This window comes from Halogeometricum borinquense DSM 11551 (genome assembly GCF_000172995.2).
GTDB lineage: Archaea > Halobacteriota > Halobacteria > Halobacteriales > Haloferacaceae > Halogeometricum > Halogeometricum borinquense.
In genome coordinates, this window is the sequence record NC_014729.1 from 1302593 (window position 1) to 1325556 (window position 22964).

Genomic DNA, 22964 nt, shown 5'->3' on the forward strand with positions numbered 1-22964 from the left:
ACCGGCGGCAAAACGAGAGAGTCTTGTGGCGTCGTTCGGATGAGAGAGATATGGGAACCTCGAACGGTTCGTTCCTCGACCAACGACTCGACGCCGACGCCCTTCCACTCGCTGTAGGGGACTTTCTGATGTTGGCGGCCGTGCTGACCATCGGTTTCATAAATCACAACGGCGTGGACCAAATCTTCGACGACCCGACAGGGTGGATTCTCACGCTCGTCCCGTTCCTCCTCGGGTGGGGAATCTTCGGCGTCCTCATCGGAGCGTACTCCGCCGGTGCCGCAGAGACCGCGAAAGCCTCCATCCCACTGACGATTCGTGGATGGATTCCCGGCGCGATACTCGGACTCGGCCTCCGCGCATCGCCGCTGTTTGAGGGCGGATTTGCGTGGATCTTTGCCGCCGTCATCCTCGCAACGGGCATGCTCGCCCTCGTGGCGTGGCGCTGGCTCTTCTTCAAAATCATCGGATAATCGCGGTCTCTTTTTGAATTTCGTCGGAACGGGGTGCTGCGAATCCCCCGCTGACTGCCGAAAACAGTTCAGTCCGAGGTAACTTCCGACCCGGTCGCCGCGCCGTTCTTTCGGGCGAGATAGAACCCAAAGAGTGCACCAGCGACGGCGATTCCGGCAAGCGTCGTGAACAACGCCGTCGGCGTCGCGTAGGTGAGGATGGTACCGGCGAGTGCGCCGCCGAGTGCACCGACGCCGAACACGCCGAGATAGGTGTATCCGTAGGAGAGGCCGCGCGTGCCCGCTGGCGTGTACTCGGCCACGGTGGCCTGATAGAACGGCTGGATGACGAACAGGAAGAAGCCGAGGATGGCCCCGAAGACGAGGAGCGGAGCGAGGCCGGCGTTGACGACCGGCAAGAAGAGAACAGCGAGGACGGCCAGCGCCCCGAATGCACCGACGAGACCCCATTCGACTGGCAGACGGTCGGTGAGTTTTCCGCCGGCGTACTGCCCGAGAACGCCGACCATCAGCAGGCCCGAGTAGAAGTATCGCTCCGGTTTGAGCATCCGGCCCGACCCGGCTTCGACGCCGAGCGCGTCAGCGAGTCCAGCGGGAAGCAGCGATGCCAACGGGATGGGATCGAACGTGTCGAGACCAGAGAGAAGGTCCGGCAGGAACGTCAGCACACCGCGGTAGAACAGCCCTGAACAGATCACGACGAGGAAGACGACGGCTAATCCGCCCGCAATCAGGCGTTTCGACTCGGTGACGAACTCCGCGAACGAACCGACGCCGGCGTCTGCCTTCGATGATCCTCCCGCGCCCGCATCGACGGCCGCCGATTCGTCGAACTTCGCGCGCGTCGCGTAGGCACCCGCAACGAGAGCAGGGACAGCGAGAAGCATCGCGACCGTCGTCCAATCGAGAAACACCAGTAGGATTGCGGTGAGAAGAGGGCCGAGACCGATACCCACGTTTCCGGCGATGCCGTGGTAGGCAAAGCCCGTGCCGCGCTCGTTCATGCCTTTCGAGATGAGAGCGAGGCCCGCGGGGTGGTAGACACTCGCGGCCGCGCCCCAACAGAGGAGTGCGAGCGTGACGACGACGAGATTCGGCGAGAGACCGAGGAGGACGAACGACCCGGCCATACCGAACAAACACAGCGAAATGAGTCGCCGGGAGCCGATGCGGTCCACGAGAACGCCACCCGGGAGAGCACCGATACCGAACAGACCGTACCCGGCGGTCACAACCCACCCGAGCGTCGCCGCCGTCACGTCCAGTTGCGTGAGTCCGAGGTTGACAACGTCAAACTCCATCAACCAGATAGTGACGAAAATGGGAAGGGATAACTCGTAGGTGTGCACCATCCCGTGAGCGAGCATCACGAGTGCGACGATTGAGCGGTCGTTCCGGTTCACGTCGGAGAATCCGACTACAGGACAGTTGAACGCACCGATGGGGGCAGTCTATGTACCTACGATATTCGACAAAAGATAGACGAAATAACGGCCCTGGTTCTTCTCCAACTTAAATGGTTCAAAAAGAGGCATTAAATCCTATATATCCGAGTCCGGCTCATAACTTATGGAGATAATTTTCGAATCTAACTAGAGACGTATCGGTGAATCATGGGAAAGAATTATATCACCTGTGTCCGTATAATAATACGTATTATGACAGGGTACTACGACTACGTTCTCGGCCTCATTCCAATGGCACTGCTCGGTCTTACCGGAACACTGACCGTTGCCGGGTTCGGCCTGACGCAAGCCGTCCCAATTGCCGCAGGTACAGCCGCCTGCATCGTCGGCCACGCACTGTTCATCAACGGACCGGTCTCCACTCCAACGGGGAACTCGCTCGAAGCAGACACGTCGGCGAACGCGCACTCGAACCCCGCAACGCCCGTCGACGCGGACTAGTCGTCCCACCCTGTCACATCGACGACTCGTCTGCGACCAGCATTTTTCAACACTAATTTTTCGATCACTCGACCTCCGAGCGTCCGCGCTCGCACATACGTTTCCGCCGCCCGCACGTTCATCACGCTGGCGTCCGATGTACACCACATGACGGAAACTCTGTTTTTAACGAGTGACGACGTGTCCGGATTGGCAACCCCGGCGGAGTTCGTTGACGCGGTTCGAGACGGGTACCGGCAGCGCGGTGAGGGCGCGCCGGCCGAACCGCGGACGAAGCTCCCGAACGAGAACCCACCGGGCTTTTTCACGACGTACGCCGCCGTTCTGCCCGACACGGGTGCCATGGGCGGTTACATGTACAGTGCCGGGTTCGGCGGGCAGGACGCGTGGTTCATGACGCCCCTGTTCGACGCCGAGTCTGGCGAACCGATGGCGCTCATCGACGGCGCGAGTATGAATCCGTTCAAGACCGGCGCGGTCGGGGCGGTCGGCGTCGATGCGCTGGCACGCGACGATGCCGAGACGCTCGCTATCGTCGGCAGTGGCGCACAGGCGCGCGGACAACTCCGCGCCACCGCGGCGGTCCGTGACCTCGAAACCGTCTGGGTGTACTCCCCGACGAAAGAGAGCCGCGAGTCGTTCGCTGGTGAGATGGACCGCCGACTCGACGCCAGCGTCGCCGCCGTCGCCTCCTCCGCCGCTGCAATCGAGGGCGCGGACATCGTCATCACGGCGACGAACGCCTCCGAACCCGTCTTCGACGGCGACCGTCTCGAACCGGGCACACACGTCACTGCGATGGGACAGTACGCGACCGACAAACGCGAACTCGACGCGACGACCATCGAACGCGCGAAGTACGTGCCGGACCTCAGAGACCGCGTGACGCAGGACGCCGGGTCGTTCCTCCACGCGCTTGCGGAGGGCGTCGTGGATGAAGACCACGTCTACGCCGAACTCGGCGAGGTGATCGCGGGCAAAGTCGAAGGCCGCGAGGACGACGAGGAGATAACCGTCTTCGACAGCGGTGGAACCGGCATCGAAACCGTTGCCGGAGCGTATCTGCTCTACGAGAAGGCACAATCCGAAGGACTCGGGACGACTATCGACTTTGCTCCCGCGAGCGAGGCGTTGACCGGAGCGTGACATCCTCCCGCGCCTAACGTCGCGGGCCTCCCACCCGGTGTTGGGCGGGCAGGTCAATCCTGAAGGTTGAGAGTGTAAGGTTTGCTGGACAGTCAGCCAGTGGCTCTGCCACGAAGCCGTTACTCGTACCCCGTAGGAGAGCTTCGAGTTATCTGATTGTTTAACGACTGTCGGCGTGGTCGGCTTACGTGTTTGATTTCGGCTCTCGCCGTGGCAAACACCGACTCAACTGCCAGTTCCCACGCACAACTCTGTGTGCAATGATTTGTGACTTAAATTGTCGGATTCATCTGGTGGCTAAAGCCACCAGTATCCTCCTTGAATCTCTATAATCGCCCGGCGGTTCACTGCAGGCGGTAGCGGAGAATCGCCGCGATGCCGCCGAGGTTCTTCAACTGGCGGCCGGGGTCGAACTCCGAGGAGAAGACGGCGACGTCGCCGCCCTGCCGTTCGACAGTCTGGATGACCTCATTCACGTCTACGTCCCACTCGCCTGCACCCTGTCGCTCTTCTCGGAGGCGTTCGTCGAGGACGAGAAGCGTCTCCACCGCGCCGAACTCGGCCGCTTCGGCGACTTCCTCGATTCCGTAGGCGACTTTCTCGCCCGTCGAGATACCCTCCATCAGGTCGTCGATGAGGTCTGCTTCCTTGGAGATGCGCGTCTGCGTCTGCACTTCGTCCACCGCGCCGCGTTTCAGCACCTCGTGGACTCCCCTGTCGCCGACGCTGGACGTATCCACGACGGTTATCTTGTCCACGACATCACGGTGGTTCTCCGCGATGTAGTCGCGGGCGTCCTGCTTCGTGAAGCCGGGACCCGCGAGGATGATAGCGTCTACGTCCATCCGCGAGAGCGCCTTGCCGAGTTCGGCAAACAGTTCTGACCGCGGTCGGGCGTACTCTCCCTTCCCGGTCGGCGCAGTGAACGAGAAGCGCTCTTCGGTACCGTACTGTGCGACGGTATGGATGTGGGCTTCGCCCTCCTCGACGGTGGCGATGACCACATCGGGGTTCTCCGCGGCCTGCTCGGCCTCTTCGATGCGGTCGAGTTGGTCCGGCTTGAAGTGCTTCTCGATGGTCACCTCGTCGTGTTCTTCGACGTTCAGCGTGTGATGGTGACCGAGTTGGTCCTCGCGGGAGCAATCGACGATTTCGCCGCCGACGCGGAGCCGGTTGGCAAAGCGGGCGAACTCCACGTCGCTGACGCTGATAGTGACGTGCATGTGTTCGCGTTGTCCACCAGTGTCTCGCATCTGGTCGTCGTCACGTTGGATGCGTCGGGTGGTGTCGCCGGAGACCAAATCGCCCGATTCGAGGACGTGCGAGAGATGCCAGAGGTCGTCCACGTTCTCGGGGACGAGCGTGATGCGTTCGCGGCCCTCCTCGCCGCGTCCGCGACTCGAAATGCGCATACCCGACGTGCGGGGCGGGCGGGGAAAGGTGCTACTATCGCTGTCGCCGGGTTAGTAGTCCGGTTCAGCGACGTCGCGTCGCTTCTTGCCGAGTCCTTCGGCGAATCCGCGGCCGAACAGGTAGTAGGTGACCACCTGTGTGTAAAACAGGATGAAGAAGCCGACGATGACAATGAAGAGCAGCCCTCCGATGAAACTGAGAATAGACCCCACAACGAGGACCAGCACCCACGCGACGAAGTACTCGCTCGTCATGGCTCCCGAAACGATAGTCGAGATGTCGAACGCCGCACCGAGAGAGCCCTCGATGGCAAAGTTAGCCTGCGCGGCGGGAATGAAGTAGCTGACAACGATGCTGAACAGCCCGATGACAAGGATACCGAGAAATCCGACGATACCCAGCGCGGGAGCGGCACCGACTGTAACGCCCGGTTCGGGACCGGGAGCACCGGCCGAGAGTGAGTTGCCGATTCCGAGAACGATAGACAGCGCAATCATCGGGATGAGCACGATGAGGCTGTAGACGAAATTAATGATCACCAGCTTGAGACCGTCCACGATGAGCTCCCCCCAATTGGTGAACGACGGCGCGGCCGTCTCACCCTTTGCCGCGCCTCTGAGGACGCGAACCATATACCCCTGTATGATGAATATCGGGATAATGAAAACGAAGAGGAGGCTGAGAACCCCACCGATGAGTATCGTCGGTATCCAGTCTGAACTGTTCCGCGGGTAGGACAGGGCGTCTCCTAACATCGGACGAACCGACTCCCGAGGATAAGTTAACTCTTTATCAAAAATTGCGAACGGGACAGCTCAGACGGCGGCCTGTTCGTCGGGTTGGCCCTCGCCCTCCTGCATCTCGACATCGTGGAGTTCGCCCCACGCGTTGCCGATGATGTAGTACGCGGCTACCGCGGCGTAGAAGCCGAGGAACCCGCCGGCGATGAAGCCGAGCGCGGGAATGGCATTCAGGATGCTCGCAACCAGCCCTGCGACGAATATCACGGCAAAGCCGCTCACCCATGCCGTGAAGTACTTGCCTGAGACGAGGACCGAGCGCAAGTCGCCCACAGAGAACGCCTTGCCGAACTGGTCGGTCTCAGCGAAGTTGGCTATCGCCGCCGGGATGATGTACGCGGCCACGAGGCCGAGAACGAACGATACGAGGAGGCCGAGAAGGACTCCTGCTCCGCCGGCTATGGACAGTCCGCCGGACCTCGCTGCGTTCCCTGCGACGATGGCGAAAATGCTTCCACCAACTAATACACCCGCGATGAGTGACGGGATAAACCCGTAGATGAAGGCGATAACCATGGCTTTCAGGCCGTCTACTGCCATGTCGCCCCAGTCGTCGAACTCCGGCGGTTCCTCGATACCGTGCATCGTCCGACGAATGACGCGGACGAGATACCCCGCGACCAGTATCGTGGGGACGATGAGGACGCTCAGCAGGCTAAGGATGCCGCCGATGAGGACCGTCTTTACCCAGTCCTCGTCGTTGCGTAAGTAGTTGAGTGACTCGTTGATCATGATGTCTCACGAGCGTGCTCCTGCCCACTCCCGCATTGCGGCCGACCATCCGTCGGTTTCGTGCCCAAGTTCGACGTTCCATCGGTTGGACGGAGTGTACGCTCAACAATGTATACGATGTTTCAAGAGATAAACATAGTGGCGAAGAGTACGAATAACGGAGTATTATTCCGTTTCTGTAGATTGTCAGTTAGTTTCCACTAATGTAAACTAATTGTCAAGTAGTTCGCTCCCGCCCGGCGGAAGGAACTCTTGAATCTTGTCCGGACTAGCAACCTTGCGGACGAACGACTGGTCTTCAAACATCTCGCGGAAGCGGCGATACACCATCTTCGCCGCGTCGTTCTGTGCGTACCGTCCGGGTTGGAGGCTGACAGCCGCCTCCACGTGGTCCTCGATTGCCGACGGCGGGCCGCCGAGGACGCGCGTCTCGCCTTCACATTGGACGCCGACCAGTACCTTCGCCTCCACGTCCCGGAAGTACGTCCGGTCGCCGCGGATGACGAACGAGCCTTTCTCGATGTACTCGCCTGACTCGGGTGTTTTCGACACTTGATCGGGTGTCACCATGTAGGCGTCGTCGGCGTATCGACCCTCCTTCCAGATCGAGGAGTACGAAACGGCGAACTGTGCGGCCTCCCGTTTGGTCGAATCCGGGAACTCGACTTCCTGTGCGGGTTCGGACGGGCCGGTGGCCTTCACGACGGTGACGGGGCCGCCGTGCGCCTGCGTGTGGAAGAACAGGTCGTGTTTGTTCAGGTATTTCTTCACGATCTCCTCGTTCTGGTCGGCGTTGCGGCCGCCGATAACGAGGTAGCCGTCGGAGGTGTGGAACCAGCGGAACTGCTCGTACCACTGTTCCTCGGTCTTGAGCGGGATCGACGAACGCGAGAGCCAATCGATATCCTCGGGTTCTTCGGGTTCTTCGTCGTCGTCCTCGTCGTCTTCTTCCCACGCGTCGCGGCGGGCTTTCACTTCGGCCAGTTCCTCACGGGTGTCCTCGATGGCCGCCATCGCGCCCTCTTTCTTCCCTTCGACGCGTTTGGCTTCCTTGTACAGTCTGTCGGCGTTCTTCTCGACGCCCATGTCTACCTCGACTTCGATGCGCGTGCCATCGATTTCGATGGTGACTGTTCCCTCCGCGCCGTCTACGTCAACGACCGCTTCGGCGGCGGGAATACCGCGTTCGGCACCGTCTTCGAGTGTCTGGCGAATCTCATCCCACGGGACGCTCTCATCTCGTGCCGAGCGAACCGTCGAGAGCACTTCGTCTACCAGTTCGTAGTTGGCATACAACAGTTCGGCGCGTTCGCGTTCGCGCTCGGCCTGTTGCTCGAATCCCTCGATAGCGCCCTCCTGCTGTTCGATGATGCGCTTTTTCTTCTCGATTTCCGCCTCGAAGTCCGGACGATTCGATCCCGGTTCCTCTTCGGGTTCGTCCTCCGCCGACCGGTCGAAGGCGAAGAAGTACTCGTCGAGGGCCTCGTTGAACGTGTCGTACGACTCGCTGTTCAGGCCTTCCGCTTCGTGTTCTTTGAGCGGGAACGGCGTCGCATCAACGACGTTTCCGTCTTCCGTGTAGACACGCGGGTCGAAGTCGCCCGACTTGAGACGGTCGTGGAACGTCTGGATTGCGTCGTAGATGGCGCGGTACTCCTCGTCGCCCGCGTCGGAGATCTCCATCGTCTTTTCGACGCCAGCGCGAGTACAGAACTCCTCGGCGTACAACCCACCGAGATTCACCTGCGTCGCCAACGTCCGCACCACGTCTGTGTCGGAGTCCTCCATGCGCCGCTTGAATCCCTCGTAACTGACGGTGAAGGGATGTAGCCGCGAGGAGGGGAATTCGTACTGTGCGCCGGGGGCGACGGTGCGAGATTTCAACCGCACTGTCTCCAGACTGCGGACGACCTCGCCCGTTTCGTCTAAGACGGCAACGTTGCCTTGGCCGAATAGCTCCACCACGATTTCCGTATCCTCGTCGCCGCGTTCGAAGTCGAACGTGAGGATACGGTCGAACTCGTACTGTTCGACGCCCGCGAAATCAGCCCCGTTGAGACGGTTCCGGAGCATCATAGCGAAGTTCGGCGGCCGACCGGGTGCGTCCGGAACGTGTTCGGGTTTCGCCGTGTGCGCCCGTTTTACGTCGCCGACTTCGAGGATGAGTTCGACGCGACCACGGTCGAAGTCGCGCATCCGCAGGCGAAGCAGGTTGTCGCCGTAGAGATAGGCCTTATCGACCTTCGCTCCCTCGTACCGGTTCAACTCGGTGACGAGGGCGCTGAGGTCTACGCTCGTCAACTCCCGCTTCGGATCCATACCCCTGCGTTCACGGGCATGGCTGAAAAGCCGCACGTTCGGACGATGTGGCGCAATCGACACGAGAGCAGGCGCTGTGAATACTCGAACCATTGACTGCAGTCGAAACGCTCAGTCTATGGGAGTCCATGTGAGAAGATATGACCCACCGAAACGCCGACGACAAGGATCTCGATACTCCGTCTCGAACGGGCGTCTTCGTCGCGCAAACGGAGACTGAACGGGAAGACGCCTTCTCGATTCGCCGAACGGTGTTCGTCGAAGAACAGGACGTCGCCGAAGAACTAGAGTGGGACGAACACGACGAACCGGACGCTGACGCGACACATCTTGTCGCATACGACGACGGGACTGTCGTCGGCGCAGCGCGTGTCCGCGCCTACGACGAAGAAACGGCCAAAATCGAGCGCGTCGTCGTCGCGGCGGACAGACGCGAATCGGGGTGGGGCAGACGCATCATGACCACCGCAGAGCAGGAGGCCGAGGAGATGGGATTCTCGAAGGTGATCCTCAACGCCCAGATCCGAGTCCAACCGTTCTACGAATCACTCGGATACGAAGCATTCGGTGACGAATTCATGGACGCAGAGATTCCACATATCTCGATGCGAAAACGGCTATAGGATTATTCATATTGATAATATCGAGGCGTCTTTTATATACTATCTACGGGACTGCTACGTATGGTGAGCCAACTGACTACGCTCGTTCTCGGTGCGGTGACGGGTGACGCCGACGAGTCGTCGTCGTCAGCATCGATGCTTGGCGAGGGGGGAACGGACATGGATGCGGGAAGCGTGCTCTTAGACGCGCTTCCGATGCCCGCGTTTGTTATAAGCGCAACAGGGGTTGCAACCGGATGGAACGAGGCGGCTGAACGCGCCTTCGGTATTCCAAAGGAGAAGATCATCGGCGCATCAGAGGAGGACGCTACATCGATGGTGTCGTACGACGACGACCGCGCAGAGAAGACGCTCGCGCACAAAGTCGTAGACGCACCCGACACGGCTCATGAGAACGACCCGAGCGTCGAACGGGTTCGCGGACCGAGTGGGCAGTTCTTCGTCGATGAGCGGTCCTTAGAGAACGCAGACGGCGAACGGATGTACATCTCGTTCCGCGCGCTCCCGATATACGACGGCGACGAACTCGTTGCGGTCGTAGAACTCGTCGAAGACAAAACCGAAGCGCAGCGCCAACAAGAAGCGACTCACACCCTCGTCAACGAAGTCACTTCGACGCTCGAACAGATCGGCGAGGGTAACCTCGACGCCCGTGCGGAACTCGGGTCGGAGACCGAAGTGCTCGAAGACGAGTTGCTCAACATCGTCGCGGAGGTGAACCGGACCGGCGACCGGTTCGAGTCGCTAGTCGATGAAGTCGAATCGCACGCGACGGACGTCTCGAACACGATCACGACGGCCAACGACGCCGCCTCACAAATAGATAGCCGCGTGACTGAACAGCGGAAGGCGTTAGAGGCCGTCCGCGACGACTTGGCATCGTTCAGCGCCGCGATGGAAGAAGTCGCCGCCAGTTCGACAGAAGTCGAGTCCGCCGCCGACCGCGCACGCGACAATATCGGCTCGTCACTCGATTGGACGGTTGACACGCGCAAGGTTACTGACGAAGTGAAAGAACGGAGTGACGACCTGTTAGAGTCGGTCAAGCGCCTCGAAGACGATATGGAAGAGATCGGCGACGTGGTGGGTCTCATCTCCGAGATCGCCGACCGGACGAACATTCTCGCACTGAACGCGAACATCGAGGCAGCGCGAGCAGGCGAAGCAGGCGAAGGGTTCGCCGTCGTCGCAGAGGAGGTCAAGTCGCTAGCGAACGAAACCCAGTCGCACACCGAGCAGATAACCGAACGCATCGACCGCATCCAATCGCGGGCCGATGAGACAGTAACGCTGGTCGAGGAGACGCACAAAGATGTCGGGCGCGCGGACGACGCTATCGATAAGACCGTCTCGTCGCTTCAAGAGGCTTCGGACGCCGTCGAAGAGGCGGCCGACGGTGTGAGCGAACTCTCACGCGCGAGCGACGACCAAGCGGAATCGGTCGAGGGCGTCGTCTCCGCCGTCGAGGATGTGAGTGACGACGCCGCGGAGATCGAGGAGTCCGTCGACGACATCGTGTCGGTCACGCAGACGCAGCGGGACTCGGCCGGCGAGTTGGGAACGATGATCGACGGCTTGAGCAAATAGAAAAGCGGCTACTCGGACGTACTGACTGTTTTCGGCGTCTCTTGATTCTCGGTGTCTCCGGACCGAACGACGAATCCGCTCGTTTCCTCGCGGCTCTGTAGCTCTCGCTGTGGGTACGGGATCTTGATTCCCCGTCCGTCGAACGCCGCTTTGATCGCCCGCACGACAGCGGCGTTAGCTTTCGCTCGCCGTGGAGCAGAGGGGTGTTTGATCCAGAATCGCACTTTCAATCCGACCGCGGAGTCACCAAACGTCGTCGGCAGGACGTTCGGCGCGGGAACGTCCGCAACGACATCCACGTCTTCGAGGGCCGCCTCCGCAACGCCGACCGCCACGTCGAGATCCGTCTCGTAATCGACGCCGACATCGACGCTAAGGCGGAGTTGATCGCGGCGCGTCCGGTTCGTGATGGTGGCGTTCGTCACGCGGTCGTTCGGGAATACGACCGTCTCGCCGTCGAAATTGCGCAGGCGCGTGTTGATGATCGTCACGTCCGAGACGATTCCCTCCTCGCCGTCGATTTCGACCCAGTCTCCGATTTCGAACGGGCGGGAAAACATGAGGACGAACCCGGCGATGAACGATCCGAGGGTCTGCCGAGCGGCCATCCCAACCACGATACCGAGGAACCCGGCACCGACGAGCAGGTTACCGACTTCCGCATCCCACACGGCCAACGTTGCCAAGGTGACGGCGGTCAGCATGACGAGTTGCAGTACGCGGAAGACGATTCCTTCCTGATGTTCGTTGATCTGGTCGGATTCGGCAGCGTACGACGTCAACCACGATTCGAGCGCGTCGATACCGACGTACGCGCCAACGAACAGTCCGGCCGTCATCAGAACTTTCCCCGCAACCGGCGTGAGAGAGACGAGCAACGCCACGATAGTCACTGCGAGATCCTCGCGCCCCCAAACGACGAGGATCGCAAGCCCTGTCGAGAGGAAAATCGCCGCTTGCAGCATGCGGACGATCACCGACGGCGGGAGTATCCACCGGGCGTCGGAAACCAAGTCAGGGACCCGCGAGTTCGATAACACCCGTTCGTCAAGTTCGCGGGCGATGCGTCTGACTACCCACGGCGCGAACAGGAGTGCGATGCCGACGGCGACAACTACGAGGGTGGCAGTTACGCCGAGGCGCGCCTCCGTGGTCGAAAGCTGTGCGAGCGACGAGCGGATCACTGTAAGCGGCGAGCCCGCCGTCATCACTGCCCCAACTGTTCGAACCGCACTGCGTTCGCGTCCCATCCCAGTCCCATTGGTCTACCAGTAGGCAGAATTGCTAGCATATAACTCTCGTGGATAGACACAGTCGCTGATAGGTTCGAAAAAACGAACCGAATCGTCACTACTCTCGGTTGAGTTCGACGTCGGTTTCCGCGTTGGACTCCCGCCGCTCGACGGTCACCACAACATCTTCGAGCGTCTCGACCTCGACGAGTCGCTCCAGTTTCGCCTCGAACTGCGCGTCAGTGAGTTCGCCTCGGGCGTAGCGTTCGCGGAGTGTCGAGAGCGCATCGTCGGAGTCGTCGTCGGAAGTGAGGTCCATTGAACTCGTCTCGTCGTGGTTGCGCACGGCGGCACCGGCGAGTCCGACCGCGAGGACGCAGAATCCGATTCCAACGATGGGTGCACCGGTGGCGAGAAAGCCGAGTCCAACAGCGATGAGGACGAACCCGGCGGCAGCGACCCACGTTGGACCGCGAAGTGAGACCATACCGGACATTCGGGTTGAGACACAAAAAGCCACGTTACCTTTCGTCCCACATTTTCGGCGGTTCGCTTCGCTCATTCCCCTAACTCTTGGAGGAAAAGGCCGCCACAGCTCCGAAGAACCGGCAAAAACCGCGACAGCCCCTCAGAACCGCTTCGAAACGTACGGACCGTCTTGGTGATAGCCCAACTTCTGCTTGTAGTACTCGCGGACGCCGATCCCTGAGATGACGCTCATCTTTTCGTACCCGGCGTCTCGTGCGATCTCCTCCGCGTGTTCGAGGAGGCGACGGCCGTAGCCCTTGTGCTGCCAGTCGCCGTCGCCGCCGAGTCCGACCTCCGACCCGTAGACGTGGAGTTCGCGGACGAGTGCGGCGTTCTCCAACTCTCGTCGGACCGGGTCGTGCGGGAAGCGAAGGCGACAGAAGCCGATGAGGAGGTTCTCTGCGGGGTCCTCGAACGAGATGAAGTGTTCGGTACCTTCTGCGGCCTCGTACGTCTCGACTTGGAGTTCGACGCGTTCTGGGTCCGGGTCGGCGTCGTTCATTCCGACCTCGCGCGAGCGGATGTCGTTGAGTTCGATCCCCTTCTCTGCTGCGCGTTGCTCGGCCAGTTGGCGCAGGTTCGACTTCCAGACGCCCGCGTCGATGAAGTCCGCCGGGATGTCTCGCTGGACGCGTTGCAGTCGGGTGTACTTCGGAATCATCCCCATCACTTCGGCCACCACGTCCGCGGCTTCTTCGTTGTTCAAGGGTTCGTACTCGTCACGCCGCCACATGTCGTAGGTGATGGTGTCGCGGACGACGAGCGTCGGGTAAATCTTCAGGTAGTCCGGGCGCCAGTCCGAGTTCTCGAACAACTGCCGGAAGTCCTCGACGCACATCTCCTTGGTCATCCCGGGCTGTCCGGGCATCATGTGGAAGCCCACCTTGAACGCCGAGTCGCGGAGTCGGCGGTTCGCATCGAGAGAGGCCTGCACGCCGTGACCGCGGTGCATTTCGCGGTTGATTCGCTCGTAGGTGGTTTGGACGCCGACTTCCACCTTCGTCGCGCCCAGATCGAGCATCCGGTTGATCTGTTCTGGGTCACACCAGTCGGGTTTCGTCTCGAACGTCGTCCCGATGTTGCGCACGTCGGCCGTCTCGTTCTCCGCGATAACGTCCTCCAAGTAGCGGAACTCTACGTCCTCGGGGTCCGGCTTGAACGACTGATCTTCCGCGGGTTGCGGGTCCGAGTCGAGGTCGTAGTCGTTCATCGCCTCAAGCGCGCGCTTGACGAACCACTCCTGATAGTCGTGGCTCCGCGCGGTCATCGTCCCGCCCATCAGGATGAGTTCCACCTTGTCCACAGGATGGCCGATGTGACGGAGTTGTTCGAGGCGGAGCGTCACCTGTCCGTACGGGTCGTAGTCGTTCTGGACACCGCGCGCCGCGGCAGGTTCGTGCCCCGTGTACGACTGCGACGAGGAGAACTCCGAGGCGGGACCGCCCGGACAGTACAGACACTTCCCGTGCGGGCACATGTGCGGGGAAGTCATGATGGCGACCGGCGAAACGCCCGAGGCAGTCCGAACGGGCTTTCGCTGGACGACCTCTTTGACCTCCTCGCGCCGTCCGTCGGGGGCGTACTGGAGGATATCGGCGTTTTTCGGCACCTTCGGCGAGGAGTGTTTCGAACAGGCGTTCAACTTGGCTGACTCCAAGTCGTCTTTCTCGATTTCGCCGTCGAGGATTCGTTCGACCAACGTCTCGCAGGTGCGTCGGAACGCCTCCGTCTCCGTCGGGTCCTCCGTTTCCGTGGGGTCTGTGTCGGCGCTCACGGCGGCATCACCGCCGCATCGGCCGTTCGAGCGAAGATTCTCATTAGCTTTCAGTCGCGTCGTTTCGAGGTTAAGGGTGTCGCTCACTAGACGCGGCCGACAAGCTGCGATTCGAGTCACCGAAATGCCACCTCGGCAAGGTTTCTCGCGGACCGAACACCGACTTACAGCGTGAGGCACGGTTATCCGTCCATGCCACATAATAGCATGATAACGGGAGAGACGATGACCGACACGATAGCTATCGAAGAACTGCTACGGTACGCCGCCGAGCGACGACTGCTTCGGGAGGAACTCGACGACGACAGACTCGATACCGACACGATGATCGACGTGGTCCGGCACGGACCTGTCTTGGAGACACTGTACGGTCAGTCGTTGGATCGGCGAGATGTGGAGGACTCCCTCGGCGTCTCGCGGGCGACGAGTCACCGACTAACCCGGTGGCTGGTCGAGGAGGGACTTGCCGAGCGTCGGGATGGAACGTTCTCGCTCACCGGCAAGGGAGAAGTGTACGCCGACGAACTCCTCAGACTGGATCGAAACCTCCGTGCCGCAGAGCGGTTGGCTCCACTGCTCGACTGCATCTGTGAGACGCACCGCGAGTTCGTGGTGGAACCGTTTGCTGATGCAACGATCACCGAGGCGACGCCGAACGACCCGTATCGACCGGTCTCGCGCTTTCTCGAACTGCTTGCGGAGAGCGACACGTTCCGCGGGTTCAACACGACGCACGTCGTTCCGCCGGGAACACCCGGAGCCGAAGACCAACTGTTCGACACGGACGACGCCGAATTTATAGGTTGAACAGGCGCAATACCACGCCGTGAACGGCGTGGATACGCGCCGTCACTTGTGGTGACGGCCACCGTTGAAATGCTTTTCCGAGTTCCCTACCGTGATGTTTAATTGACAGGTGAGCGTAGTAGCCGGTAGGAATCGGTCGGAACGGAGCGGATTCCGAACTGTCCTTCGGAGGCGGCCTGTCCGCCCATGTAACGAGGCAGTATCCGAAAGGGCAGTCGGTGAACGCACATTCCAGAAGAGTGTGTCGACGTGCCGACTGCTGAAAGCGAGCACCACGATACCCCCGACTCCACTGACACCTGCTGGCGTCCCTGTGGCAAAAACAACACCGGGACGCCGTACATGATCAAGGATAGGGGTAACGGCCACTTGGCATGGCCAGCAGTCCACCAGTCCAACACCGTGGGACTACCCGTACCCGAAAGGGCTGGTAGTCCGCTGATTGGACTGCGAACCTGAAACTCCCACCGCTCGGGATTCCTCCGCGTTCACGCGGAGGAGGATGTCAACACTGTTCCGTCGGTTGCCGACCACTTCATTACCGGCGAGAAAATGGCGGCCTCCTTCGAACGCGGCCACTTGCAACTCCGAACTCGGGAGGCGCTGCCGTACGGGTTAGCGATATTCGACGAACGGGTAGGCGTCGGCGGCTACGACGACGAGACGGGCACGTTGCGCGTGTTCGTCGATACCGATACCGACGGCGCACGGCGGTGGGCCGAAGGCGTATACGAAATGTATCGGCAGGCCTCGGAACCAGTCAGCGTAGCGGGCGAGTCGAACGATGCGCCAAATGGGTCAAACGACGCACCAGATGAGTCGAACGGTGCGCCAGATGAATCGAACGACACGGGAACGGCAACCAGCGCACAGTCAGATGGTGCAACAGCCCCTGATACCTCCGCCGACAGCAGTGGCTGACGAGTCGAGGAACGGGACGGGAGAGAGCGTCGAGTTTAGAACTGATCGACGGTGGCCGTCACGACGGCATCGACGACTTCGTCACGGGCACCCGACAGGAACTCGATACGGTTGTCGCGGACGGCAACGGCGGTAACGCCACCCTCGGGGACGGCGTCGCGTGCTGCCTCAGCGATAGCTCGAATATCAACATCGTCCGTGGTGCGGACGAACAGTTCGTCCGTCGAGGTGGCGACGGTGACGTACTCGTCTCCCTCACGGTTCCGACGGTGCAGTTCGTCCACCAGAAGCGACGTCGGCGGGAAGTCGAACCGGTGGGTGTACGCGTCGGCGTCGAGAACGGCGACAGTCACGCCGGCTTCCTCGCGCACGTCGATGTTCGCCTGTGCCGTCTCGACTTCGGCGTCGAGTTTGATGCGGAACTGCTCTGCGATGTGCGCGGCGAGGTTACCCTCTACCGCGTCGCCGCCTGCGCGCTGTGCGCCCGGCGAGACACCGTCATCGAACAGCAGGTCCGTGATGAGTTCGCGTTTGTCCTCGTAGGACTGGTAGTACGCCTCCAGCGCGATTGCTTCGCGGAGTTCGCGCGTCCGATCGGCGTCGTACCCGGCTTCTTCGGCGAGTTCGACGTACTCGGCGGGCGTATCCTCCCAGTAACTCACGGCAGGCAGGTGAGCGATATCCTCGCGGACACCCGAATCGACGGCGGCAGCGAGGTTTGCGCCCAGCGCGCCGGTCGAAAGGTCTGCGGCGTCGGTTCCGGCCAGTCCGGGGTTGACGACCGCATCAGCGACATCTTCGACTTCCTCGTCTGCGGCCGCGGCGTCAACGACGACGCGTTCTGCACCGTACACGTCGAGGAGTCCGAGACCATCGAGGGATTCAGCGGTCGCCCCAACACCCAGAAGAAGGACGAGAGGGAGCTTCTCGTCGTGGCGCTGGTTGTCCTGCAGCATTCGCGTGACGTCGTTCGTCGCCGCGTCCATGCCGTAGATGGGGTCATCAAGCGGTCGGCGCGTGAAGTAGTGGTACTCGGCGTCAGCGCGTTCGTGTTCCTCGCGGATGCGCGGGAGCACAGCGCGCTCGACGGCCGCACCGGCAACGTATCCGTCTGCCGTCGCGGGGTGACGGACGACGATTGGGCGCGATTCGAGGATGGCGCGACGAACCGTCTCCGCGGCGTCGCGGAGTTGCTCGGTCACGGCTTCGACCGGTGCGTGCGCGGCCAGCGGTTCGACTGAGTCGGGACGCGCTCGCGCGGCCATCGCGTCGTCGAGTCGCTGGACGACGGCGTCGGCTTCCTCGCCTTCGAGTGCGACGAGTTCCTCGGTCTCGACCTGCAGTTCGTCGCGGCGTACTTCGACTTCGCCGTCGAGACGGACGATGTCGCTCTCGCCGACTTCGGGGTAGGCACGGACGCCTGCTTCGACGAACGCGGCGCAATCGACGACGCCCGTCTCGTCACGAATCTCGAAGATGGTCGGACCGCCAGTCTGGCGCGTACTGACGACTTCGCCCTCGATTCGGACCGCATCACCCACGCGGTCAGACAGGTTCTCGATGGAAACGAGTTCAAAGCGGTCGGTCTCGGCTTCGGCCTCGTGCGTCGGCGTTTCGGCTTCTGCGGTTTCGGCTTCTGCGCTTTCAGTTTCTGCCGCTGCGTCCTGCGTGTCGGCGTCAGACTCGGCTACCGCCCCGTCGTCGGCGTTGGTCGTCTGACTCTCCCCGTTACGTTCTCTGGACTTCGTAGAGACGTCCTTTGGCTTCTTTTTCACCGGGGCGGACGAACTGTCGTCGGACTCCTCGACCGGCTTGCCGTCATCTTCGCCGTTCGGGTCGTGGATGCGAGACCCGCGGAACTCGCGTTCGGACTGACGGATGGACCAACCGAGGTCGATGTTTCCGTTATCGCGGATGTTCTTCACCTGTACGAATACAGTGTCGCCTGCTTCCCAGTCGAGACTCTCCAGGCGGCGGTCCAGTTCACTCCGGTGCAGGAGGCCGGTCACTCCCGAAGCGAGGTCAACGAACACACCGAACTCCGCGAATCCGTCAACTTCACCCTTGTAGTATCGCCCCGGCGTCAGCTGGTGAGGGGAATCTCCCCGAAACTCAAACCACACGTCTTCGTCGTGCGTAATCCAATCCATTGCGTGCAACAAACGACCCGGGACTAAAACCCTTGTCGAATCCGCCTCAGAAACGCGCTCGTCGCGGCGGCCTGCCGCCACATTTCGAAAGGAGTCGCGGTAAACCGGCTCCGTTATTGTTCTCTGGACATGTTTGTGCCCAACTTCCGCGGGACGCGTTGCGATGCGATTTAAATTACTCCGAGAGTCCGAACGATGGTGATGAACGCTGTCGCCCCACCGAAGACGTAGCCGAAGAGGAACGTCGCCGGAACCGCTCCGGCCACGGCAGCGTGCGCAATGCTCACGTCGTGGACCTCGCTCAGGCCGATGAACATGAGAACTGCGCCGTAGCCAGCGCAGACGAGACGGAGTTCTGGACTCGGAATTCCGGCGACAGCGCACGGTGCCGACGCGTAGGCGATGACTTGTACTGTCTCGCTGATTCCGCCGCGGTTCTCCCAGACGGTCGCGATGAGAAAGACCGTCTGAAGCGCGGCAGTGATGTGGAGGACGGCCGGTGCGAGGAGGAGTGCGACGGCGGCGAGGCCGACGAACGCGGAAAGCGCCTGTCCGCCCGCGAGTGCGGGTATCCGGGCGGGGACAAACGCGAACAACACGGTCGTGTACGCGACGGCGACGACGACGGCGAAGACGAGGCCGGGTGCTTGGTCGCCCGGTGAGACGCCGTTTCTGAAGAACCGCTGGGGGCGTGTGAGTACCTCAAACCACGCTCGGGCGACGCCACGCGGGCCGCGTTCCCGCCCACCTTCCGGATGCTCTATCCAAGTGGTCACGTCGTCTAGATTAGTCGTGCCGGAGCGTATGACAGTTCCGACATCGTGCCTCGTAAGACTCCTCAGCACCGACAACGATAGTCGGTCCTTCGGCATGGGCGGGTTCGCCGTCAACGAGGCGTTGATTTCGACTCGCAGGTTCGCCACAGACAGAGCAAATCGCCTGTAGTTTGTCCACGTACTCCGCCATCGCCATCAGTTGCGGCACGGGGTCGAACGGTTCGCCGCGGAACGTCTGGTCGGTGCCCGAAACGAGGACGCGGCGGCCGTCGGCCGCGAGATGTTCGCAGATATCGACCAACTCCGCCGAGAAGAAGTTCGCCTCGTCGATGGCGACGACATCCTCGCCGTTCAGTTTATCGAGGAGATTCCACATCTCCTCCCCGTCGGAAGCGACGACGTGTGCTTCCCACTCGCTTCCGGCGTGGGAGCCGACGGTTGTCTCGCCGTACCGGTCGTCGATGTCGGGTTTAAATACCGCCACCTCCTGTCCGGCGATTTCGGCGCGTCGCAAGCGACGGAGAAGTTCCTCCGTTTTTCCCGAGAACATCGACCCCGTGATGACCTCGACCCACCCGCTTTTCGTGATGGCGTGCATACGTCGTGGGGGTGCAAGCGAAGGACAAAACGATTGTCCATTCGTTCGCCACTTTGGGAGCGATAGCCTGCCGTGACTATTTCCCACCTGCTCCGACGTTCTCTCCCGCCCCGACGTTCTCGCCCGCCTCGAATGTCGTCGGGTCGGGTTCGATACGCGCGTACTCGACGACACGCCGCCCGAGCACGTGGACGCGTTTCTCTAATCCCCCATCGACCAGTTCGTCGCCGTCGAACTGTGAAGAGACGTTGGGAAGCGCGACCTGATGCGGAAGCACCCACGCGTTCAACGCGCGACAGACGGACCGAAGATGGTCGAGCGCAGTGACGGGGAATCCACCACCTGCGACAGCGAGGAGTCCGACAGTCTTGCCGTCGAATTCGTCGAACCCACAGTAGTCGAGGGTATTCTTCAACACGCCGGAGTAGGAGCCGTGGTAAACGGGTGTTCCGAGGATCACGGCGTCGGCCTCGTGGATTCGTTCGACAACGACTTCGCTATCACCTTGTTCGTCCTCGTCGGCGTCGAGACTCGGCAGGTCGTACGCCCGGAGATCGAGTATCTCACCGGTCCCGCCCGCCTCGCGGACACCGACGAGGGCGTGTTCGAGCGCTCGTCTCGTGTAACTTTGGTCCCGGAGACTTCCGCAAACGGCGACGACGTGTTTCTCTGTCATAACACTTGGTCGAAGCGAACCGTCAAAAGTGGTCCGCAGCGGTGCGCACGAATGCTGAAGCCGATGGCTATCGTGGTACTCGTATGAAATCGGTCTTTCACCTGTCGAGCGGCGACGTGGACGATTGGCAACACGCGCTTGCGAACGTGAACAACCTCCTCGGTGACGACACCGTCGAGATGGACGAAGTGGCACTCCTCGCCAACGGCGACGCTATCTACCTGTTTGTCGAGCGGTCGCCGCTCTCTGCAGACGTTCGCGCCCTCGACGGCGACGTGCGCTGTCTCGCGTGCAGTAACTCGCTGTCTGGTCGCAACATCCCCAAGTCGAAACTCCTCTCGAACGTCAAATCGGTCTCCTCGGGCGTGGGAGCACTCACGCGATTACAGCACGACGGGTACGCGTACCTCAAAGTCCCGTAGCTTCGACCCGTTGCGGGCAATCAGAGTACGTCACGGCACCAATCTGCAACCACTAAATTGCCAGAGAATCCACCCACTGGCCTCTATTTTGCACGATTGAGTCGGAACACGAAACGAGAGCACAGCCATATTTAGACATCTCTAAATTCATAGTTCGTCCAAAACGACTTTGTACTTCGTGTGCCCAACATAACGTGTTCACAAACGCATGGTGCCAATTTCAGCAAAGTCTAATGGAACTAGACACACTGTCCGCCTCGACGGGTCAAGCGAGTATGACCCCGAGGACGACGTTCGAGTAGCGGAGGTGTCATCAGCAGTATGATCGGTCTGCAAGAGGCCATCGACATCTTCGTCTTCTCGGTCCGCGACGGATTCGTTCAAGTCAGCGCATTCGTCGCAATCACTGTCCTGTTGTTCAGTTACATCCAGTACCGCACTGGTGGTCGGATCGTCTCCTACTTGGAGAGTCACGAGCGGATGCAGCCTATCGCCGGGGCGCTTCTCGGTCTCACGCCCGGTTGTGGTGGAGCGATCATCGCAATGCCGTTGTACATCCGCGGGACGGTCAGTTTCGGGACCGTCGTCGCGGCGCTCGCCGCCACCGCGGGCGACTCCGCATTCGTCATTCTCGCACTCGCGCCGAAAGCGGCCGCGTACGCCTACGCAATGGCGTTCGTCGCGGCGATTCTGTTCGGCTACGCCATCGACATCTGGGGTCTCGGCGTCGGCCGCGTGGACCGCGCGGTCAACCGCATCAGTCGGCCGATGACCGACGGTGGGTTCACCACGACGAACGTCGCCGATGGCGGTCCAAGCATCCCCAACTACGAGATGGACCAGAGTTGTCACGACCACGGCCACGGAACCGGGGACGACTCCGGACTGCTGACGACGATCAGTCACGGTGTCCACGTCCTCTGGTGGGGCGTCGCCGTCGCTGGCCTTGTGGCTGGAGTCCTGTATCTGGTTCGTGGCGCGCCTGAAGTGCCCTTGGAGTTCGCGCCGACGTTCTTCGGCCTGTTCACCATCGCAGGACTCGTCGGAACGACGGCGTCGTTCTACCTCCACTTTGTCGGCCGCCGATTCATCGGCGAGGGCGAAGCCGGACGCATCCGCGACGACTTCACCAGCGCGTACGAGACGTTCCAGCACGCCGCCATGGAGACCAGTATGGTCACCGTGTGGGTCATCGCCGCGTACCTGATCTACGAGTACAGCATCGTCATCTTCTCGATAGATATCGGTGCAATCGCGGCGGCCGCAGGTGTGTTAGCGCCGATTGGAGGCGCGTTGCTCGGACTGATTCCGGGCTGTGCGCCCCAGATTGTGTTCGCGCAGGTGTACGCCCAAGGCGGCATCCCGTTCTCCGCGCTGACCGCGAACGCGATCAGTCAGGACGGCGACGCGCTGTTCCCGCTGATGGCTATCGACATGAAGGCGGCAATCGTCGCAACCATCTACACGACGATTCCGGCGCTCATCGTCGGCATCGTACTCTACGCCGTCTGGCCGTACGCGAGATTCGGCTTCGGGGTCATCGGATGACGCTGCGCCGACTCTCTCCCAGTGAGCGTCTGACCGTGATACACCCGTCAGGAGGGGTCTAAGATGTACGAGCGCATTCTCGTCCCGACGGACGGAAGCGACCTCTCGTCAGCTGCGGCTCGTCACGCGTTCGACCTCGCACAGCAGTACGACGCAACCGTTCACGCCCTGTACGTCGTCGAGACCGACACGGGCTGGTTGACCGTCTCGAAGAACGACGTTCGAGAGACGCTTCGAGAACTCGGAGCAGAGGCCAGCAAACAGGCTTTCCGAGATGTCGAGCGTATCGCCGCCACCACGCAAGCGGAGGTCGTCACCGACGTTCTCGAAGGGACACCGGAAGAACAGATCCTCCAGTACACTGACGAAAACGATATCGACCTCATCGTGATGGGGACGCACGGCCACAGCGGTCTCGAACGTCGCCTCGTCGGCAGCGTTACCAACCGCGTCGTCAGGGGAGCGGACGTTCCCGTGATGGCGGTCAACGCCCCATCCGAATCCGAAGACTAATCGAACGGCGACGAGCAGT

General features: G+C 61.2%; 22 protein-coding genes. 10 read left to right on the top strand and 12 right to left on the bottom strand.

Annotated features, from left to right (window positions below):
- Positions 1 to 50: 50 nt before the first annotated feature.
- Positions 51 to 473, top strand: coding sequence for a DUF3054 domain-containing protein (locus tag HBOR_RS06695; protein WP_006054199.1), 423 nt, complete (start codon positions 51 to 53; stop codon positions 471 to 473).
- A 68-nt stretch (positions 474 to 541) separates the two neighbouring features.
- Here the strand turns inward: HBOR_RS06695 and HBOR_RS06700 are convergent, their stop codons facing one another.
- Positions 542 to 1840, bottom strand: a complete 1299-nt coding sequence (locus HBOR_RS06700) for an MFS transporter (protein WP_241432311.1) — start codon at positions 1838 to 1840, stop codon at positions 542 to 544.
- Positions 1841 to 2131: 291 nt separating this feature from the next.
- On the opposite strand from HBOR_RS06700, the gene HBOR_RS06705 reads away from it, so the two are divergent.
- Positions 2132 to 2380 (top strand): hypothetical protein, encoded by a 249-nt coding sequence (locus HBOR_RS06705; RefSeq protein ID WP_006054201.1) that lies wholly within the window; start codon positions 2132 to 2134, stop codon positions 2378 to 2380.
- Between the two features lie 147 nt (positions 2381 to 2527).
- A complete protein-coding gene (locus tag HBOR_RS06710; RefSeq protein WP_006054202.1) occupies positions 2528 to 3526 on the top strand; it encodes an ornithine cyclodeaminase family protein in 999 nt (332 codons plus the stop codon).
- Between the two features lie 344 nt (positions 3527 to 3870).
- On the opposite strand, the gene HBOR_RS06715 is transcribed toward HBOR_RS06710, so the two are convergent.
- The 4 genes from HBOR_RS06715 to rqcH all read right to left on the bottom strand — a co-directional run bounded on the left by HBOR_RS06715 (position 3871) and on the right by rqcH (position 8790).
- On the bottom strand, positions 3871 to 4938 hold the full coding sequence (locus HBOR_RS06715; protein WP_006054203.1) for an mRNA surveillance protein pelota: 1068 nt from the start codon (positions 4936 to 4938) through the stop codon (positions 3871 to 3873).
- A 51-nt stretch (positions 4939 to 4989) separates the two neighbouring features.
- Positions 4990 to 5694: a DUF4013 domain-containing protein gene (locus HBOR_RS06720; protein WP_006054204.1), complete on the bottom strand. Its 705-nt coding sequence runs from the start codon at positions 5692 to 5694 to the stop codon at positions 4990 to 4992.
- Positions 5695 to 5754: 60 nt separating this feature from the next.
- On the bottom strand, positions 5755 to 6471 hold the full coding sequence (locus HBOR_RS06725) for a DUF4013 domain-containing protein (RefSeq protein WP_006054205.1): 717 nt from the start codon (positions 6469 to 6471) through the stop codon (positions 5755 to 5757).
- A 210-nt stretch (positions 6472 to 6681) separates the two neighbouring features.
- Positions 6682 to 8790, bottom strand: coding sequence for a ribosome rescue protein RqcH (gene rqcH / locus HBOR_RS06730; protein WP_006054206.1), 2109 nt, complete (start codon positions 8788 to 8790; stop codon positions 6682 to 6684).
- 140 nt (positions 8791 to 8930) lie between these two features.
- Here rqcH and HBOR_RS06735 point away from each other — a divergent pair, with 140 nt between their 5' ends.
- Entirely contained in the window at positions 8931 to 9413 is a 483-nt protein-coding gene (locus HBOR_RS06735; protein WP_006054207.1) for a GNAT family N-acetyltransferase, read from the top strand.
- Positions 9414 to 9473: 60 nt separating this feature from the next.
- A complete protein-coding gene (locus HBOR_RS06740) occupies positions 9474 to 11000 on the top strand; it encodes a methyl-accepting chemotaxis protein (protein WP_006054208.1) in 1527 nt (508 codons plus the stop codon).
- A gap of 8 nt (positions 11001 to 11008) precedes the next feature.
- Here HBOR_RS06740 and HBOR_RS06745 read toward each other — a convergent pair whose 3' ends face one another.
- From HBOR_RS06745 to HBOR_RS06755, 3 genes are all read right to left on the bottom strand, one after another.
- Complete coding sequence (locus HBOR_RS06745) at positions 11009 to 12208, bottom strand: mechanosensitive ion channel family protein (RefSeq protein ID WP_013440555.1); 1200 nt, start codon at positions 12206 to 12208, stop codon at positions 11009 to 11011.
- A gap of 142 nt (positions 12209 to 12350) precedes the next feature.
- Positions 12351 to 12719, bottom strand: coding sequence for an SHOCT domain-containing protein (locus HBOR_RS20205; protein ID WP_006054210.1), 369 nt, complete (start codon positions 12717 to 12719; stop codon positions 12351 to 12353).
- A gap of 141 nt (positions 12720 to 12860) precedes the next feature.
- Positions 12861 to 14534, bottom strand: a complete 1674-nt coding sequence (locus tag HBOR_RS06755) for a tRNA uridine(34) 5-carboxymethylaminomethyl modification radical SAM/GNAT enzyme Elp3 (RefSeq protein WP_049890573.1) — start codon at positions 14532 to 14534, stop codon at positions 12861 to 12863.
- Positions 14535 to 14726: 192 nt separating this feature from the next.
- On the opposite strand from HBOR_RS06755, the gene HBOR_RS06760 reads away from it, so the two are divergent.
- On the top strand, positions 14727 to 15341 hold the full coding sequence (locus HBOR_RS06760) for a hypothetical protein (RefSeq protein WP_241432310.1): 615 nt from the start codon (positions 14727 to 14729) through the stop codon (positions 15339 to 15341).
- A gap of 552 nt (positions 15342 to 15893) precedes the next feature.
- Positions 15894 to 16262 carry a transcriptional regulator FilR1 domain-containing protein gene (locus HBOR_RS06765; protein ID WP_006054213.1) on the top strand — a complete coding sequence of 123 codons (369 nt, stop codon included), beginning with the start codon at positions 15894 to 15896 and terminating at the stop codon, positions 16260 to 16262.
- A 35-nt stretch (positions 16263 to 16297) separates the two neighbouring features.
- On the opposite strand, the gene HBOR_RS06770 is transcribed toward HBOR_RS06765, so the two are convergent.
- From HBOR_RS06770 to HBOR_RS06785, 4 genes are all read right to left on the bottom strand, one after another.
- Entirely contained in the window at positions 16298 to 18412 is a 2115-nt protein-coding gene (locus HBOR_RS06770) for a DHH family phosphoesterase (protein ID WP_006054214.1), read from the bottom strand.
- Between the two features lie 170 nt (positions 18413 to 18582).
- Positions 18583 to 19188: a YIP1 family protein gene (locus HBOR_RS06775; protein WP_006054215.1), complete on the bottom strand. Its 606-nt coding sequence runs from the start codon at positions 19186 to 19188 to the stop codon at positions 18583 to 18585.
- Between the two features lie 10 nt (positions 19189 to 19198).
- Positions 19199 to 19786, bottom strand: coding sequence for a thymidine kinase (locus tag HBOR_RS06780; RefSeq protein ID WP_006054216.1), 588 nt, complete (start codon positions 19784 to 19786; stop codon positions 19199 to 19201).
- Between the two features lie 76 nt (positions 19787 to 19862).
- Positions 19863 to 20462 (bottom strand): NADPH-dependent FMN reductase, encoded by a 600-nt coding sequence (locus HBOR_RS06785; protein ID WP_006054217.1) that lies wholly within the window; start codon positions 20460 to 20462, stop codon positions 19863 to 19865.
- Positions 20463 to 20545: 83 nt separating this feature from the next.
- Between HBOR_RS06785 and HBOR_RS06790 the strand changes: the two genes are divergently transcribed.
- The 3 genes from HBOR_RS06790 (at position 20546) to HBOR_RS06800 (ending at position 22945) form a co-directional block, all read left to right on the top strand.
- Positions 20546 to 20884: a DsrE family protein gene (locus HBOR_RS06790; protein WP_006054218.1), complete on the top strand. Its 339-nt coding sequence runs from the start codon at positions 20546 to 20548 to the stop codon at positions 20882 to 20884.
- 321 nt (positions 20885 to 21205) lie between these two features.
- A complete protein-coding gene (locus HBOR_RS06795; RefSeq protein WP_006054219.1) occupies positions 21206 to 22432 on the top strand; it encodes a putative manganese transporter in 1227 nt (408 codons plus the stop codon).
- A gap of 63 nt (positions 22433 to 22495) precedes the next feature.
- Positions 22496 to 22945: a universal stress protein gene (locus tag HBOR_RS06800; protein ID WP_006054220.1), complete on the top strand. Its 450-nt coding sequence runs from the start codon at positions 22496 to 22498 to the stop codon at positions 22943 to 22945.
- Positions 22946 to 22964 lie beyond the last annotated feature (19 nt).

What these genes read in the sequence shown, in the direction of transcription:
- HBOR_RS06695 (WP_006054199.1), top strand. Translation starts at nt 51, where the DNA reads ATGGGAACCTCGAACGGTTCGTTCCTCGACCAACGACTCGACGCCGAC.
- HBOR_RS06700 (WP_241432311.1), bottom strand. Translation starts at nt 1,840, where the DNA reads ATGCTCGCTCACGGGATGGTGCACACCTACGAGTTATCCCTTCCCATT.
- HBOR_RS06705 (WP_006054201.1), top strand. Translation starts at nt 2,132, where the DNA reads ATGACAGGGTACTACGACTACGTTCTCGGCCTCATTCCAATGGCACTG.
- HBOR_RS06710 (WP_006054202.1), top strand. Translation starts at nt 2,528, where the DNA reads ATGACGGAAACTCTGTTTTTAACGAGTGACGACGTGTCCGGATTGGCA.
- HBOR_RS06715 (WP_006054203.1), bottom strand. Translation starts at nt 4,938, where the DNA reads ATGCGCATTTCGAGTCGCGGACGCGGCGAGGAGGGCCGCGAACGCATC.
- HBOR_RS06720 (WP_006054204.1), bottom strand. Translation starts at nt 5,694, where the DNA reads ATGTTAGGAGACGCCCTGTCCTACCCGCGGAACAGTTCAGACTGGATA.
- HBOR_RS06725 (WP_006054205.1), bottom strand. Translation starts at nt 6,471, where the DNA reads ATGATCAACGAGTCACTCAACTACTTACGCAACGACGAGGACTGGGTA.
- rqcH (WP_006054206.1), bottom strand. Translation starts at nt 8,790, where the DNA reads ATGGATCCGAAGCGGGAGTTGACGAGCGTAGACCTCAGCGCCCTCGTC.
- HBOR_RS06735 (WP_006054207.1), top strand. Translation starts at nt 8,931, where the DNA reads ATGACCCACCGAAACGCCGACGACAAGGATCTCGATACTCCGTCTCGA.
- HBOR_RS06740 (WP_006054208.1), top strand. Translation starts at nt 9,474, where the DNA reads ATGGTGAGCCAACTGACTACGCTCGTTCTCGGTGCGGTGACGGGTGAC.
- HBOR_RS06745 (WP_013440555.1), bottom strand. Translation starts at nt 12,208, where the DNA reads ATGACGGCGGGCTCGCCGCTTACAGTGATCCGCTCGTCGCTCGCACAG.
- HBOR_RS20205 (WP_006054210.1), bottom strand. Translation starts at nt 12,719, where the DNA reads ATGGTCTCACTTCGCGGTCCAACGTGGGTCGCTGCCGCCGGGTTCGTC.
- HBOR_RS06760 (WP_241432310.1), top strand. Translation starts at nt 14,727, where the DNA reads ATGCCACATAATAGCATGATAACGGGAGAGACGATGACCGACACGATA.
- HBOR_RS06765 (WP_006054213.1), top strand. Translation starts at nt 15,894, where the DNA reads ATGGCGGCCTCCTTCGAACGCGGCCACTTGCAACTCCGAACTCGGGAG.
- HBOR_RS06770 (WP_006054214.1), bottom strand. Translation starts at nt 18,412, where the DNA reads ATGGATTGGATTACGCACGACGAAGACGTGTGGTTTGAGTTTCGGGGA.
- HBOR_RS06780 (WP_006054216.1), bottom strand. Translation starts at nt 19,786, where the DNA reads ATGCACGCCATCACGAAAAGCGGGTGGGTCGAGGTCATCACGGGGTCG.
- HBOR_RS06785 (WP_006054217.1), bottom strand. Translation starts at nt 20,462, where the DNA reads ATGACAGAGAAACACGTCGTCGCCGTTTGCGGAAGTCTCCGGGACCAA.
- HBOR_RS06790 (WP_006054218.1), top strand. Translation starts at nt 20,546, where the DNA reads ATGAAATCGGTCTTTCACCTGTCGAGCGGCGACGTGGACGATTGGCAA.
- HBOR_RS06795 (WP_006054219.1), top strand. Translation starts at nt 21,206, where the DNA reads ATGATCGGTCTGCAAGAGGCCATCGACATCTTCGTCTTCTCGGTCCGC.
- HBOR_RS06800 (WP_006054220.1), top strand. Translation starts at nt 22,496, where the DNA reads ATGTACGAGCGCATTCTCGTCCCGACGGACGGAAGCGACCTCTCGTCA.